This window comes from Corynebacterium sp. NML180780 (genome assembly GCF_007786415.1).
Lineage (GTDB): Bacteria > Actinomycetota > Actinomycetes > Mycobacteriales > Mycobacteriaceae > Corynebacterium > Corynebacterium gottingense.
Genome location: NZ_VNKN01000005.1, coordinates 1 through 15,594, shown reverse-complemented (window position 1 = coordinate 15,594; position 15,594 = coordinate 1). Strand labels below are relative to the sequence as shown.

The window sequence follows — 15,594 nt, the reverse complement described above, 5'->3', positions numbered from 1 at the left end:
CGATTCTAGGCCCCGGGGGCGCTAGTCGCGGGTTAGGGACGGAGTTGGTGCAGCGGGAAGGTGACAATCCCGTCGTCGAGCGGGGCTGTGATGCCTGTACCCGTGATCACCGCGCTAAACGTTGGAGGTCCGGATTCGTGATCTAGCGAGGCGATCGCCTTTTTCAGCGAGGCTACGCCTCGCTCAACCCCACTGAACCCAGTTTTCACCTCGACAGCACCCCAGCGCCCGTCAGGCAGTGTGAGCACCACATCGATCTCGTTGTCGTTTGAGTCGCGGTAGTGGTAAATGGAACCTCCCATTGCTTCGATCATGACTGCGAGGTCGTGGATCACGGCCGATTCGAAGAGAAGCCCCACTGTCTCAGGATCCGCGGTCAATGAGGCGGATGTTGCCCCGAGTGCCGCAATGGCTAACCCGGGATCGGCCAGGTGATACTTGGGCGAGACACGCAACCTCGCTTTCGAGCGGAGCCGCGGGGCCCATGCGGAGACCGCCTCCACAACAAAGATCCGCTGCAGACTGTCGAGGAGTTTCGTCACCGTCGGTAGCGAGATTCCTGGACTTACCGTATCCAAATCCTTTCGCAGTGTGGAGACGGAAACTTCCCCAGAAACGGACCTTGCGATTGCCGCAATCAGCCGCTCTGTAGCAAGTGGAGTGACGCGCAAGTCCGCCACGCGGTGCATGTCCGAACGCGCCGCCTCCGACAGGTATCCGTGTAACTGGGCCAACACGATCTGCTCATTTCCGGTCTGGAATCCCGGAAACCCCGGAGTGAGCAGATTTTGGATGACATGGGTGTAGGAAATCTGACCAGCGTCGGGGGTGACCGGCTCCCCCTGTAGGAGTCCGGCCAGCGATACAACGGGGGCGTAATCTGCCTTCTCACACAGCGTGAGTGTGCGTTGCCGAAGCCGAAGAAATCGAGCCGCACCGGTATGTCGAGGAATGCTATCCGCAGGAACCGCTGAACCGGCTAAAATAAATTGTCCAGGTGCTGCTGCTAGGTCCACTTCTCGTCGGGCGAGATTAAACAGGTCGGGGGCAGCTTGCCACTCATCGAGGAGCCGCGGTCGAGGACCGTCTATCACCGCGGCCGGCGCGAGTTTCGCTATGTGGTTTGTCGCCGGGTCTTCGATAAGCGCATACGACGCACAGTGGTGGAGCCCTGTCATCGTCTTCCCGCACCCGCGAGGTCCTTCAATAATCACTGCACCGCTCGCCTCGAGCAGAAACTCAAGCCGCTTATCGACGATTCTCGGGCGGTATCGACGGCCAGCCAGCTGTTGTGTATCCAAAACTCCCCCTGTTTTACATATTGCAGGATTTATACTTTATGTTTTGCAGACATCGTACTTGATGTTTTGCAGATTTTTGGCGCGCTAATCGTCGAAGCTGAGCCCCTCGGCGGGCCCGCGCGCCTCGTCCATCTCCCCCAGCGCCTCGGCCACGCTCCGGCCACGCCGCTTCGGCGGCGCCGCAGCTTTCGCGCCAATCTTCACGCCCTTGTGCGTCACCCGCGCCCCGTAGTCGCGCAGGCCAAACGCGGGGCCACCATTGAGCTTCTCGACGCCCACGGGCTGCATCCGCCCGGCGCGCACCGCCTCATCCAACGCACCGATGACCAGCGGGAGCGGGTCGCCCACCCCCTCCGGGAAGCCGTCGAAGAATGTGGTCATGGTTTTGCCGCCGCGGGTGATGTGGGCGGCGAGGAGGCCGTCGATAAGCACGACGATGGCCCCTGCCGCCCTGGTCGGGCCCTGCACGGGCCACGGCAGCGCGGCGCCGTAAGGGTTGGCGGGGTCGGTGGCGGCGAGCACGTGGACGTGTGGTTCGCGGGTTCCGGACGGCCAGCCGATGACGTCGTCGGAATCGGCGTGACCACGCAGGCGGTCGATCGTGGCCGGGGTGGAAAACTGCGATGCGCCGAGACCTTCGATGAGGTAGCCGCGCATCGCCTTGCCGGAGGATTCGAAGCCGGACAGCGTCTTGTAGGCCAGCGCGAAGCCGCCGAGGATGTCCTCGGCCACGACGGAGCCACGGGTGACCACGCCGTAGCGGTCGAGCAGGCTCTCCCCCAGCGCGACGGAGCGGCGCGTGGCGTCGGTGTCCGCGCGGGGTGTCGCGGCCCAGCGCCCCACCATGTCCGGCGGCGTGGTGTTGGCAAAGGTAGTGCGCCCGGATCGGATGCGGCTGCGCTGCGGGCGGCGCCGCGTGCGGTGCGCCGACTTGCCTTTGCCACCGGCGAGGCGGGCGCGGATGGGCGCGAAGGAGTCGGGTGAAACGCTGCCGGCCTCGACGAGGTCCCACATGGCCTCGCGCAGCTCCTCGGCAGTCGTGGTGCGCTCGGTGACGGGGCCTAGCAGGTCCGCGAACAGGTAGCCGCCGCCTCCGCGAATGCGCTCCATCACCTGCGTCTGCGTGAGGCTGAGTTGTGGTTCATCCACCTGCGGCATGAGCTGCTCGGCGTAGTCGGCGGGCAGCAGCATGATCCACGGGTCGCGCGCGCCGGCCTTGCCCGCGCCGACGATGAGGATTTCGCCGCCCGCGGTGAGCTCGTCGAGCATTACCGGCGAGTAGTCGCCCACGCGCGAGGGCAGAATGTGCGACTCCCACGCGCTGGCAGGCAGGCGTACTCCGGCTAGTTGCTCGAGCACGGTGAACACGCCGTCCGCGCCGCGGAGTGCCGGACGCACGCCTGCTGGGGCCACGTTGTGCCAGGCGGGAAGGAAGCGCCCGTACGCGGACTGCGTGACCGGCTGCGTCTGCGCCCGGGCCACCGCCAGCGAGCGCGAACGGATGATGCGCAAGACTTCGGCGGCGACGTACTCTTCCTCGTCCACGCCCTGGCGGTAGCGCCCCGGGATCACCTTGTCCTGGTCCACCAGACGGGTCAGCGGCTCGTGCGCCGCGCCCACGGCCAGCCCGAAGGCGTCGGCCAGGTCGCGCAGGGTGAACGGGCCACGGGTGCGCACCCAGCGCCCGACCAGCTGCTGCAGCGCGTCCGGGATGGTGGCTACCTGTGCGGCAACCCCGGGCGGGACGGGGATGCCCAGGCCGTCGCGAAGCAGCGGGGCGTCAAGCGTTTGCGCGATGTGCTCGCGCCCGCCGATGCGCACCCGCATCACCCGGCCGTGCAGGCTCTCCTCCAGCGTGGTCAGGGGGACGTCGGTGTAGTCAGCGAGCGCGTCCACGGCGACTGGCCCCACCATCCGCAGGGTGTCGGCGAACTGCTCGCTGGTTTTCGCGCGGCCCAGGCGGCGGAGTTTCGCGTCGGTTTCGGCGATCACGTCGGCGTCGAGAAGCTCCCGCAGCTCCACGGTGCCCAAGAGCTTGGCCAGCAACGACGGGTCGAGCGAGAGGGCGGCGGCGCGCTTTTCGGCGAGCGGGGTGTCGCCCTCGTACATGAAGGCGCCGGTGTAGTTAAACAGCAGCGACGAGGCGAACGGGCTCGGCTGGTCCGTGGTCACCTCCGCGATGCGGATGCGGCGGGTGGACAGCTCGCGCACGACTTCCTGGAGCGCGGGCAGGTCGTAGACGTCCTGGAGGCACTCGCGGACCGTCTCCAAGATGATGGGGAACGACGGGTAGTTGCGCGCGACGTCGAGCAGCTGCTCCGCGCGCTGGCGCTGCTGCCACAGTGGCGCGCGCTTGCCCGGGTTGCGGCGCGGCAGGAGCAGGGCGCGGGCGGCGCACTCGCGGAAGCGGGCCGCGAACAGGGCGGAGTTGCCCACCTGCTCGGTGACGATGTCGGCGATCTCGTCGGCGTCGAATTGGAAGAGCGACCCGTCCGGCTCCTTCTCCCCCTGCGGCAGGCGCAGGACGATGCCGTCGTCGCCCGCGACCGCTTGGGCGTCCATGCCGGTCTCCTGGGCGACGCGCCAGCCGGTGGCCAGCGCCCAGGCGGCGTTCACGCCCTTGCCAAAGGGGGTGTGCAGGACCACGCGCCAATCGCCCAGCTCGTCGGTGAAGCGCTCGAGCACCAGCGTCTGCTCGTCCGGCAGCACGCCCGTGGCCTCCTCCTGTTCCTGCAGGTAGGCGACGAGGTTGGTGCGGGCGAACTCGTCGAGCGCCGGGTCGATCCCCTCGCCCGAGCGCGCCTGGCGGCGGAACTCGCCGAGCGCCTTGCCCAGCTCGTATGGGCGGCCCAGGCCGTCGCCGTTCCAGAACGGGAGCCGGCCCGTGTGGCCGGGCGCGGGCGTGACCTGCACCTGGTCGCGGGTGATGTTCTCGATGCGCCAGCTCGACGCGCCGAGGGTAAACACGTCGCCCACGCGAGACTCGTAGACCATCTCCTCGTCCAGCTCGCCGACGCGGCGGGGTGCTTTGTCGTCGGCACCGAGCAAGAACACGCCGAACATGCCGCGGTCCGGGATCGTGCCCGCGTTCGTCACCGCCACGCGCTGCGCGCCCGGCCGGGCTTTCAGCATCGTGCCCTCCAGAATGGCGCGGGGCCGAAGCTCCGCGAAGTCGGTCGACGGGTAGACCCCAGTGACCAGGTCGATCACGGAGTCGAAAACTTCGCGCGCCAGGTCCCGGTAGGGCCAGGCGCGGCGCACAGTGTCGAACCACTCGTCTACGTCAAGGTCCTCGAACGCGACCGCGGCGACCGTCTGCTGCGCGAGCACGTCCAGCGGGCTGCGCGGGGTGTGCAGCTCCTCGATCGCGCCCTCGCGCATCCGCGGCACCGTCACCGCAGTTTGCACCAGGTCGGAGCGGTGCTTGGGGTAGAAGCTGCCCTGCGAGACCGCGCCCACGGTGTGCCCGGCGCGGCCGACGCGCTGCAGCCCCGAGGCGACAGACGGCGCCGATTCGACCTGGATGACCAGGTCCACCGCGCCCATGTCGATGCCCAGCTCAAGCGACGAGGTGGAAATCACCGCGCGCAGCGCACCCTCCTTGAGCATCGTCTCGGTCTGCAGCCGCTCGTCCTTGGACACGCTGCCGTGGTGGGCGCGCGCGATGACCTGCTCCGCGTGGCCCGCCGTGTCCACCGACTTCATCAGCTGCGCGGGCGGGCGCCGGGTCTGCGGCGAGAGCGCGTCCGGGTCGTGCTCCTTCGCCCACAGCTCGTTGAGCTGGCTGGTCAGCCTTTCTGCGGTGCGCCGGGAGTTGACGAAGACGATGGTCGAGCGGTGCGCCATCACCTCGTCGTACACGGCGCGCTCGATGTGTGGCCAGATGGATTTCGGGGCGCCCGGTGGTGGGGGCTCGGTGGCGTCGTCAAGCAAAAGCTTTTCGACGTCACCCTCAATCACGGCCTCCCCAATCGTGGAAGCATCCTCCGGCACCGGCAGGTCCGACATGTCCTCGACCGGGACGTGAACGTCCAGCTGCCAGCGCTTCTCCGCGGGCGGATTGATGATGGTGGTCTTGTCGCCCAGGAAGTTCGCCACCGCCTCCAGCGGGCGCACCGTGGCGGACAGGCCGATGCGCTGGAAGTTCCCCGCGAGGCGGCGAAGGCGCTCGAGCGAGAGCGTGAGGTGCACGCCGCGCTTCGTGCCGGCCAGCGCGTGGATCTCGTCCACAATTACGGTGTCGACCGTTTTCAGGATGCCCGCCGCCTTGGAGGTGAGCATGAGGTAGAGCGACTCCGGGGTGGTGATCAGAATGTCCGGCGGTTTTCGCAGCTGGCGGTTGCGCTCCGCCTGCGGCGTATCGCCCGAGCGCACGCCAACGGAGATGTCCGGCATATCGCGCCCCATCCGCTGCGCGACGCGCGCGATCCCGCCAAGCGGCGCGCGCAGGTTGTTTTCCACGTCCACGCCCAGCGCCTTCAAAGGGGAGATGTAGAGGACGCGCACACCTCCGTGGGTGGAGGTCTGCGCGCCGTCGATAGGCAATGCCTGCTGGCCAGCACGCTCGACCAGCGAGTTCAGCGACCAGAGGAAGGCCGCGAGCGTCTTGCCCGAGCCGGTGGGCGCGACCACCAGGGCGTTCTCCCCGTCCGCGATGGCGCGCCACGCCCCCTGCTGGACCGGGGTCGGTTCCGCGAAGACCTCCGAAAACCAGGTGGCCACCTGGGGGTGGAAGCGGTTGAGGATCTCCGTGCTCATGGCTGCAAGGATAACGGGCCGTCAACTGCGGTAGTCTTTGAACTATGACTGCGCAGTATTCAGACTCCCGGCTGACCAACCTGATTGCCCAAGGCACCGGCGAGATCCTCAAGGGGATCCGCGGCGTCGGCTTGCTGCGAGGGCGCGAACTCGGCGAGGCGGGCGATGACCTGGCCCAGAACTGGATCGCCCGCGTGCTGGAGCAGCACCGCCCGGGCGACGGATTCCTCTCCGAGGAGGCGGCGGATGACCAGACCCGCCTGAGCAATAAGCGCGTGTGGATCGTGGACCCGCTCGACGGCACCAAGGAGTTCGCCACCGGCCGCCAGGACTGGGCTGTGCACATCGCGCTCGTGGAAGACGGCGTGCCCACCCACGCCGCGGTCGGCCTGCCGGACCTGGGCGTGGTGTTCAAGTCCTCTGACGTGCGCCACGTCGCCGGCCCCTTTGCCAAGAAGATTGCGATCTCCCGCAACCGCCCGCCGGCCGTGGCGGAGGCAGTGGCGGACGCGCTCGGGTTTGAAACTGCGAAGGTGGGCTCCGCCGGCGCGAAGGCGATGCACGTCCTGCTTGGTGATTATGACGCCTACGTGCACGCCGGCGGCCAGTACGAGTGGGACCAGGCCGCGCCGGTGGGCGTGTCCCTGGCCGCGGGCCTGCACTGCTCCCGCCTCGACGGCTCCCCGCTGCGCTTTAACAACAAGGACACCTACGTGCCCGACGTGCTCATCTGCCGCCCGGAGATCGCGGACGACATCCTCGCCGCCTGCGCGAAGTACCGCGACGAGCACGGCAGCTACGAGGGGGTCGCAACGAAGTGACGGTCCCCACCCCGTACGAGGACCTGCTGCGCGAGATCTCCGAACACGGCAAGGCGAAGGGTGACCGCACCGGCACCGGAACGGTGAGCTTGTTCGGCCGCCAGCTGCGCTATGACTTGGCCGACTCCTTCCCGCTGCTGACCACGAAGAAGGTCTTCTTCAAGGGGGTCGTCGGCGAACTGCTCTGGTTCCTGCGCGGCGAGTCCAACATCGCCTGGCTCAAGGACAACGGCATCCGCATCTGGAACGAGTGGGCCGACGAGGACGGCGAGCTCGGCCCGGTCTACGGCGTGCAGTGGCGCTCCTGGCCCACCCCCGACGGGACACACGTGGACCAGATCGCGGAGGCGCTGCGGACGCTGAAGGAGAACCCGGATTCGCGCCGCAACATCGTCTCCGCCTGGAATGTCTCCGAGCTGGACAAGATGGCGCTACTGCCCTGCCACCTGCTCTTCCAGCTCTACGTGGTGGACGGGACGCTGAGCATGCAGGTCTACCAGCGCTCGGCCGACATGTTCCTCGGCGTACCCTTCAACATCGCCTCCTACGCGCTGCTCACGCACATGTTCGCGCAGCAGGCGGGCCTCAAGGTTGGCGAGCTCATCTGGACCGGCGGCGACTGCCACATCTACAACGACCACGTCGAGCAGGTGCGCGAGCAGCTCTCCCGCGAGCCGCGCCCGTACCCGCAGCTCAAGCTGCGCAAAGCGGAGTCGCTCTTTGACTACGACTTCGACGACATCGAGGTGGAGGGCTACGACCCGCACCCGACGATCAAGGCGCAGGTGTCCGTCTAGTGCTGGGCGCAATCTGGGCGCAGTCCCTCGACGGCGTCATCGGCGACGGGGCTGGCATGCCGTGGGGTGTGCCGGAGGATCTCAAGTTCTTCAAAGAGGTCACCATGGGCCACCCGGTCATCATGGGGCGCAAGACATGGGAGTCGTTGCCGAAGAAACCGCTGCCAGGCCGCCCAAACCATGTGCTTAGCTCGCGCGAAGCGGGCGCGTGGTCGGACGGGGCGTTCGTGTCTCCCGATCTTCCCGACCTGAAGACGGACGCGTGGATCATCGGTGGTGGCCAGATCTACGAAGCCACGCTCGACGAGGTCGACGTCGTCGAGCTCACGCTTATCGACGCCCGCGTGGCCGATTCCCTCCCCCACCCGGTCTATGCACCCCGCCTCGGCGCCGAATTTGCGCTCGTGCGCGACGGCGAGTGGAATATTTCCCGAACTGGCACCCGCTTTAAGCACCAACGATTTGAAAGGACCGACTCGTAGCATGACTGCGACCCCCGAAACCAACGCTCACGTGACCGTCTTCGCCACCAGCTGGTGCCCGTTCTGCGCGAAGCTGCGCCAGAACCTGGACCGCACCGAGACGCCCTACGACGTGGTAGACGTCGAGGCCGCCGGCAACGAGGACGCGGCCGCATGGGTGGAGTCCGTCAACGACGGCAACCGCGTCGTGCCGACCGTGCTCTACTCCGACGGCACCCACGCGACGAACCCGCCCGCATCCGCCGTGCGCGAGAAGCAGGCCGAGCTCGCCGGTGCGTAGCTGATTTTCTGTGCCGCGCGCGGGTGCGGTACGCTCGCACCAATGCCCTAGTAGCTCAGTGGATAGAGCACGGCTCTCCTAAAGCCGGTGTCGGAGGTTCGATTCCTCTCTGGGGCGCTCTCTGGGGCGCTTGTGTCCTCAGTCGCGACATAGTTGACAACTCAGTCGCGACATGGTGGACAAACCGGTGCCTCGGTTTTAATTTTTCCAAGGCACCGGTTTTGTATTTTGGGTCAGCGGGGGGTTGGCCTTTTCGCCAGTATGGTTTTTGGTAGTTGCGGGATGTGTCGATGTAGTGCTCGGCGATGATTTCGCCTCGGGACAACCTAAACACCTGCAGAAAATAGTGGGGTAATTCGCTACGTCGTCATGTGACGACGAGCCGTGTTAGATCGCTTTGGGAAAATTGGTCCTGCACACCGTTACGAGCGCCGACGAGCCCGCCCCGCTCGCGATTCGATAGCATGTTCCCCTGTGGCCGCATTTTCTTCCTGTCCTGTCATTGCTCCAGCTACCATAAGGTGTGAATTGTTTGACAGCCCCGACAGAGGAAACGAGGCAGCGAGACTGTGGCCGGCACGAAGCAACTACTTGAATTGACCTGGTTCAACAAGGACAAGGCACTCATTCCCAGCGAAGAGGGACGCTACGCATACGAGTGGGTTGATCCGAAAGACCCGCGGTACTGCGAGACTCGGGCACTCGTTATTGACGAAGTAGTCACCGGCAAGCAGTCGCCGAAGGACAAGGACACGCAATACTCGGAGCGGGCAGACTTGGACCCGACCGAGGACAATTTGCTGATCCTCGGTGAGTCCGGTGACGTGCTTGAAGCTCTTACTCGCGTGCCGGAGTTGCGAGAGAAGTACCTCGGTAAGGTCAAGTGCATCTACATTGATCCACCGTTTAACACAGCACAAACCTTCGCCAATTACGAGGACAACCTCGAACACTCCGTATGGCTCACCATGATGCGTGACCGCCTCGTTCACCTACGCAAGCTTCTTAGCGATGACGGGTCGATTTGGGTCCACCTGGACGACGTCGAAAGCCACCGCATGAGGTTGCTTATGGACGAGGTCTTCGGAAGCGGGAACTACGTGACCGAAGTCAAATGGGAAAAGGCTTATGCAGCTTCAAATAATGCTTCAGGCATTCCAATGGTCACCGATACAATCCTTGTTTATCGAAAGACTACCGCGTTTCAGAGAAACAAAGTCGCACGCTCTTCAGCGATGAATGCTCGATACACCAATCCTGACCGAGCTGATAAGGGTCCGTGGAAACCATCCGACAAAAGTGCTCGTCATAACCTTGGTAGAAGACAACACCCAGGGGTATATGGAATTCAGCATCCTGTAACGGGTGAGATGATGTATCCATCTTCCTCTTCAAATTGGCGCTTTGAACAACCCGAAATGCTTCGAATCATGCGAGAGTGGGGCCGATATGAGCTAGGAGAATCCACGGATGAGGAATTGGCCCGACGGAAAAGTGTAGAGGGTCCGAATGTCAAATTGCGACCGGAAATTCGTCCAATTGTAATCCCACATTGGAACCAAGAAGATGCCAACCGCGCGCTCGGTCGTTATGCGGAGGGAAACTGGCCCATTTATTATCCTAGTGAGGGTGGCCTAGGGGCATTTCAACGCAAGATTTACCTTTCCGAACTCGACGGGGCGATTCCTAAGAATTTTTGGCCCCATAGTGACGTGGGGCACAGTGACTCCGCGAAGAAGGAGATTCAGGCGTTATTCCCTGGGCAGCTTCCTTTTACCACACCTAAGCCTGAACGCCTGCTAGAGCGCATCATCCACATCGCTACAAACCCCGGCGACATTGTTCTCGATGTTTTCGCCGGTTCGGGAACCACCGCTGCGGTAGCCCAGAAGATGGGCCGACGCTGGGTGACGTGCGAGCTCGTGGTAGACACGTTTGACCGCTTTACGCGGCCGCGCCTTGAAAAAGTGGTTAAGAACGATGACGCAGGCGGCGTGACTTTCACGAGCGAGCGCGAACCCAAGCCCGGGGTCGAGGTTCCTGCGAAGTTCGATACGAAGAAGATGGAGGATGCAGCGAAACTCCTGCGAGCGGTTCGCTCAGAGCAGGACCTCTCACCAGAGGAGAAATCGGCAATTAAAACAGCCCTTAGACTCATTGCCACACGTCCAAGCACGATCCGTAACTGGCGTGGCGGTGGCGGCTTTACCGTCGCCCACCTTGCACCGCAGTGTTTCGATTATGTCCCTGAATTAGGCCTCGTCACGCTTACCGAATCGGCAACCGGTGCGACACTCGTGAACTCTGTGGCTGCGAACCTCAACTTCTCACTCACCCCGGATAACCGCCATTTCGACGGCAAACGAGGCTCGATGTTCCTCAAAGTAGTCGAAGGCCGACTCGATCAAGACAAGACCGAAGAGCTTCTCGCACATCTCGACGACGGCCAAGGCGTAACGCTTGCCGCAACGGAGCTCGAACCGGGAATCAGGCAGTTCGCAAGGACAACCGATAAGCCGTGCCAGATTGTCCACATCCCGAACGACATCTTCACTTACTCGGAAACGCAGGAGGGCAAGTAGTCATGGCACTTCCAATCGCACTTGACCAAGGACTCATCGAAAGCATCGCGTCCGAATTCCAACTACGAGACCCCAACAAGCGTGCGCTACGTGAGCTCGTCTACCACCTCACGGGCGACTTTGACCCGTTAGAGCCCATGGTCATGCACATGGCCACAGGTGCGGGCAAAACCTACCTCATGGCAGCGTTGATTGAGTATCTTTCGCGCTTCGGGGTGAAAAACGTCATGGTGGTCGTCCCGCCTTCCACAGTGTTGGAGAACAAGACCGTCCAGAACTTCACCCAGGGCTCGCGCCGCTACGTTGACGGCTTCTCCTCTGCACCGCAAGTAGTTTCACCTGGCAATTACGGCGCGTGGCGTGCCGGCCAGTCGGAGCTGTTCCGCAATGCCGCAGATGGTCCGATGGTCTACGTCTTCAACGTGTCGCAACTTATCGAGCCAAAGAAGGCCAATGCCGCCGCTGGCACCGAAGAGGGCATGCGCCGCAAGATTCGAGACCACCAGGAGGAGTCCGGGTCGCTCTACGATTACCTCGTCAACCTGGACGATCTCGTGGTTATTGCAGACGAGTCGCACCTGTTTGGCACATCGGCTAAGGCGTTTAACCAGGCGCTGAAGGATCTCCGCCCCGCTGCCACGATTGGTCTGACCGCTTCGGCATCCGATACCGACCACGTCATCTTCCACTACCCGCTCTATAGCGCCATCGAAGACGGATACGTGAAGTCACCGATGCTTGTCTACCGCGAGAATGGCTACCCCAAGGACTCAGCCGAGGAGAGGCAACTCCTCGACGCGGTTTCACTGTTGCGAAACAAAGAGGCAGCCTACGAGGCGTACGGCAAAGCGAACTTCCCCGGAGAAGCAGGAGAGAAAAAGCGGACAAAGCCGCTCTTGTTCGTTGTGTGCGAAAACGTCGCGCATGCAGGAGACGTCACCAAGATCCTCCAGGGACCAGGCTATTTCGGTAACCCAGAGGCTGTGCTCCAGTTCGACAACAAACACAACGACGCCGTCACGCTACGTCGCCTAGACGAACTCGATAGCCCAGCCTCGACGGTTCGTGCCATTGTCTCCGTTGATCGCCTTAAGGAAGGCTGGGACACCAAACGAGTCGCGGTGATGTGTGCGCTGCGAGCCATGTCATCGGACATTCTCACCCAGCAAACCATGGGCCGCGGTCTGCGACTGCCTTTCGGGGCGCGTACTGGTGTGGCTGAGCTGGACCAGTTGGACATCTTGAGTCACAAGTCGTTCAAGTCCCTCCTTAAGGACGAGGACGTGCTCCGCTCCTTCGGTCTTGGCGATGCCGCCCAAGGCGCTGTCTCGGGCAAGGACGTGGAGGAAAGCTTCCGCCAGGGTGAAGGGCAGGTGCAGCCAAACCCGAACGACCCGTCGCCCGAGACCCAAAGGGGGTCGACTTCCGGCTCGACCGCGTGGCCAACAACGCCTTCAGGCGAAGCAGCGGACGGCCCGAGCGACATTGGCACCATGGCCGGAGAAACTACCCAGGTCACTGGTGGCAACGCCGGAGGTGTCTCATTCCGACGAGTCGGTGACAACGAGACCATGCAGCGCGCCGACTACATCCCGGCAACGGAAATCAGACTCAACGAACACTTCGCAGGAAAGACCTTCCTGTTTCCATCCACGGTAATGGCAAAATCGACCACGCCATTTCTGCTTAGCCACATTGACGACGAGGACATTATCCGGGCAGCGCGACGTGTCGCAGACTCGAAGGAAGCACTCACCCGTGAAGAAATCGTCGTGCGCAAGTCCAAGCTCGACACGAAACGCACCACCGACGTGGAAGTCGAATCGGCTCCCGTAGCGGAAGACACTGTTATTGGTGAACTGACCCGCCGTGTATTAGGCCTCGGGGTTGTCACTCAGGACACAAAGAACACGATCACACTAGCGCAATACGTCCTTCCGACCTTCATGACGAACGCCGGTATCGACCACTGGACGGAAAAGGCGAAACAGTCCGCGGTAGACGAGCTCCTTGCCTTGGTCAACGCGAAATCAAAAGAGCACGCCAGCAGCCTGCAAACCGAAACGTCTATCGTTCCGGTCGAGCTACCAATTGACGAAGTCGTGACCTTGCCGTTCGGCAAAGAGGTGCTCCAGCAACTCTCCAAAGACCAGCAGGCAAAGTTCAAACCCCGCGAGTTCTACGACGGTTGGAACCGCGGACTGTTCCCCGCTGCGAGTTTCGACTCGTGGGGCGGAGAGTACCTCCTCGCGCTTTTGCTGAACTACACCTCAGACATCGTGTGGTGGAAGCGCCTCTACTCCACTGACGGTGCGTCAATCATGTACACCACCCGGGACACCTACTACCCCGACTTCGTCGCCCAGGACTCCGACGGCACGATGTGGATAATCGAGGGCAAGTCCGACAAGGGGCGAGATGACGAAACAGTACAAGCGAAACGAGCCGCGGCCCGGGTGCTCGTCCGGGAACTTCTCGGTGAAGAGGACTTCGTCGGCCAGAAGTGGGGCTACGTCATTGCCTACGAGTCCGACATTCGATCCTCCGAGTCGTGGGAGGACTTAAAGCGGAAGTCGAACTCAGGTGTATAAAACCCCGGTTGGCGAAAGGCCTTTGATCAGAGGCTTCAGGAAGGCGAGAAGATTTGGACCAAGATAAAGATTTGGATTCGGTAGCTGCTTTTGTCGGGCTCCTCGACGCGAGGAGAGACCGGATGTTTTTCACTTACCGGACCCACGAGAAAGCGGCTGACCGATACCAGCATTGGGAGAAGTGCCGTAAGACCAGTTCGATCCTTTTAACGGCTTTAACTGCGGGTACCTTCCTAGCGAGTTTGGGAGGTCTTTTATCGAATCCCCAGTTAAGTACGGTCTTGGTTTCCGGAGCAGCAACTTTTGCAACGATGCTTACAGTTTTGGGGGAATCCGTCGACTGGAAAAGGTCTGTGGAAGACCACAGAGCAGCCGGAGTGGATCTACGCGCGATCCACAACCGTTACGAGTCCCTGACCTGGGACATTGAACATCATGCAATTTCACTGGGAGATGCGCTTGTTAAACGAGACAAGCTGGAAGTCGACGAAAGAGATCTGCTTTCGGAATCCCCACGAACAACGAGACGCGATTACTGCAAGGTCAAGAAGGCTATTGAACGAGACGAAAAGCCTCAATCTTCTCAGGGGGAAATTGATAAACGCACACCATGGCGGAGGAAATAACCAAATTGGACCAGAACGAACTTCTCATCGAAACGTTAAACAACCTAAAGATTGACAATGCCGGCACCATCGAGCAACGTCGCGATGAAATCACCAAGTCTTTGAATAAAGAATTCACCGGTTCAGAATCGAATTCAGCCAACCGGTTAATGGTCGGGTCCTGGGGCCGTCACACCGCTATCCGTGGCATCTCTGACCTCGACATGCTCTACCGCCTGCCCGCGACTTTGAGGGATAAATTCGTCACGACTGGAGGGGCTTACAAGGCTCTAAACCAGGTTCGAACAGCTCTAAAGCATCGGTACCCTAAGACCTCGATTCGTGTGAACATACTAGTCGTAAAGGTCGAGTTTGGAGATTTCAAATTCGAGGTACAGCCGGTTTTCGAAACCGACGATGGATATTTCGAATACCCTGACACGCGCAAAGACCAATGGCGAGTGACAAAACCACGAGATGAAATTGAAGCCATCAGTGAACTTGATGGATCGACAGCAGGTAAAGCCCGAAGGCTCTGCCGGTTAACTCGGGCTTGGAAAAGGAAGCATTCAGTCCCGATTAACGGCCTCCTCATCGACACACTCGTGCATCGTTACTTGACTTTGCAGCTGTCTGACGATGCAGTTCTTCCTGTGCTACCGATACTGGTAAAAGATTTCTTCGGATACCTATCTGAGCTCCCCAAGCAAGACACCTGGTATGCGCTCGGAAGCGGGCAGAAGATCACTAACGAATCGAACTTCCAGAGCAAAGCCAAAAAGGCACTTTCGCTTTGTGAGGACGCAATCGCGGCCAATACGAAGTCAACGATGAATCAAAAATGGCGAGTCATTTTCGGAACGTGTGTCCCTCTTGACACAGGCGATGAAGCACGGGCCGCTCAGTTGGAAGCCTCCCATTACATTGACACAGAGCAGTTCATCGAAGATCAGTTTCCGATGGCAGCTACCGTCAGCGTATTTAGTGTGGAGTGCAAGGTAACGCAGAGAGGCTTTCGGCCTATGCCTTTGAGACGATTACTGAGAACCTACAATTTCCTGCGTCCCGACAAGCAACTTGACTTTGAGGTGGACACGAGATCGCTACCGCCCAGAACCGAACTCTGGTGGAAAGTCCTCAATCGCGGTGACGAGGCCAAATGAAGCGTCCTGGGTTTAGTTCCTACCTCTGCTAAGGAAGGATTGGCACTATGCCCAGAAAGTATTCCGCCGAATTCAAGGAGAAGGCGATCCATCAAGTCCTAGAGATGGTCCGTCTGGAGTCCTGCTCACGGCAACGCGCGTACGAGGAAGTCGGAGAGCTCCTTGGCGTGTCCCACCACACGTTACGCGCCTGGTACCGTGACAGCGTCGCCCA

General features: G+C 61.7%; 11 protein-coding genes and 1 tRNA gene. 10 read left to right on the top strand and 2 right to left on the bottom strand.

Annotated features, from left to right (window positions below):
• Nucleotides 1-32: 32 nt before the first annotated feature.
• Nucleotides 33-1,301 (bottom strand): ATP-binding protein, encoded by a 1,269-nt coding sequence (locus FPP74_RS04055; protein WP_255456059.1) that lies wholly within the window; start codon nt 1,299-1,301, stop codon nt 33-35.
• 84 nt (nt 1,302-1,385) lie between these two features.
• Entirely contained in the window at nt 1,386-6,059 is a 4,674-nt protein-coding gene (locus FPP74_RS04050) for an ATP-dependent helicase (RefSeq protein ID WP_144717213.1), read from the bottom strand.
• Between the two features lie 44 nt (nt 6,060-6,103).
• On the opposite strand from FPP74_RS04050, the gene FPP74_RS04045 reads away from it, so the two are divergent.
• The 10 genes from FPP74_RS04045 to FPP74_RS04000 form a co-directional block, all read left to right on the top strand.
• On the top strand, nt 6,104-6,880 hold the full coding sequence (locus FPP74_RS04045) for a 3'(2'),5'-bisphosphate nucleotidase CysQ (protein WP_095537747.1): 777 nt from the start codon (nt 6,104-6,106) through the stop codon (nt 6,878-6,880).
• Nucleotides 6,877-7,677, top strand: coding sequence for a thymidylate synthase (locus FPP74_RS04040; protein WP_144717212.1), 801 nt, complete (start codon nt 6,877-6,879; stop codon nt 7,675-7,677). Before FPP74_RS04045 ends, FPP74_RS04040 begins: the two co-directional genes overlap by 4 nt.
• The gene (locus FPP74_RS04035) at nt 7,677-8,159 is read left to right on the top strand and encodes a dihydrofolate reductase (protein ID WP_144717211.1); all 483 of its coding nucleotides are present in this window, start codon (nt 7,677-7,679) and stop codon (nt 8,157-8,159) included. Before FPP74_RS04040 ends, FPP74_RS04035 begins: the two co-directional genes overlap by 1 nt.
• Nucleotide 8,160: 1 nt before the next feature.
• Nucleotides 8,161-8,439: a mycoredoxin gene (locus FPP74_RS04030; protein WP_095277107.1), complete on the top strand. Its 279-nt coding sequence runs from the start codon at nt 8,161-8,163 to the stop codon at nt 8,437-8,439.
• A 44-nt stretch (nt 8,440-8,483) separates the two neighbouring features.
• Nucleotides 8,484-8,556: transfer RNA gene (locus FPP74_RS04025), tRNA-Arg, on the top strand.
• A gap of 452 nt (nt 8,557-9,008) precedes the next feature.
• Nucleotides 9,009-11,021 carry a site-specific DNA-methyltransferase gene (locus FPP74_RS04020; RefSeq protein WP_144717210.1) on the top strand — a complete coding sequence of 671 codons (2,013 nt, stop codon included), beginning with the start codon at nt 9,009-9,011 and terminating at the stop codon, nt 11,019-11,021.
• A 2-nt stretch (nt 11,022-11,023) separates the two neighbouring features.
• Nucleotides 11,024-13,612 (top strand): DEAD/DEAH box helicase, encoded by a 2,589-nt coding sequence (locus tag FPP74_RS04015; protein ID WP_144717209.1) that lies wholly within the window; start codon nt 11,024-11,026, stop codon nt 13,610-13,612.
• A 53-nt stretch (nt 13,613-13,665) separates the two neighbouring features.
• Entirely contained in the window at nt 13,666-14,238 is a 573-nt protein-coding gene (locus tag FPP74_RS04010; protein WP_255456058.1) for an SLATT domain-containing protein, read from the top strand.
• Nucleotides 14,239-14,243: 5 nt separating this feature from the next.
• Entirely contained in the window at nt 14,244-15,380 is a 1,137-nt protein-coding gene (locus tag FPP74_RS04005; RefSeq protein WP_255456057.1) for a nucleotidyltransferase, read from the top strand.
• A 47-nt stretch (nt 15,381-15,427) separates the two neighbouring features.
• The coding region (locus FPP74_RS04000) for a transposase (protein WP_144717136.1) at nt 15,428-15,594 on the top strand (167 nt) is incomplete at its 3' end.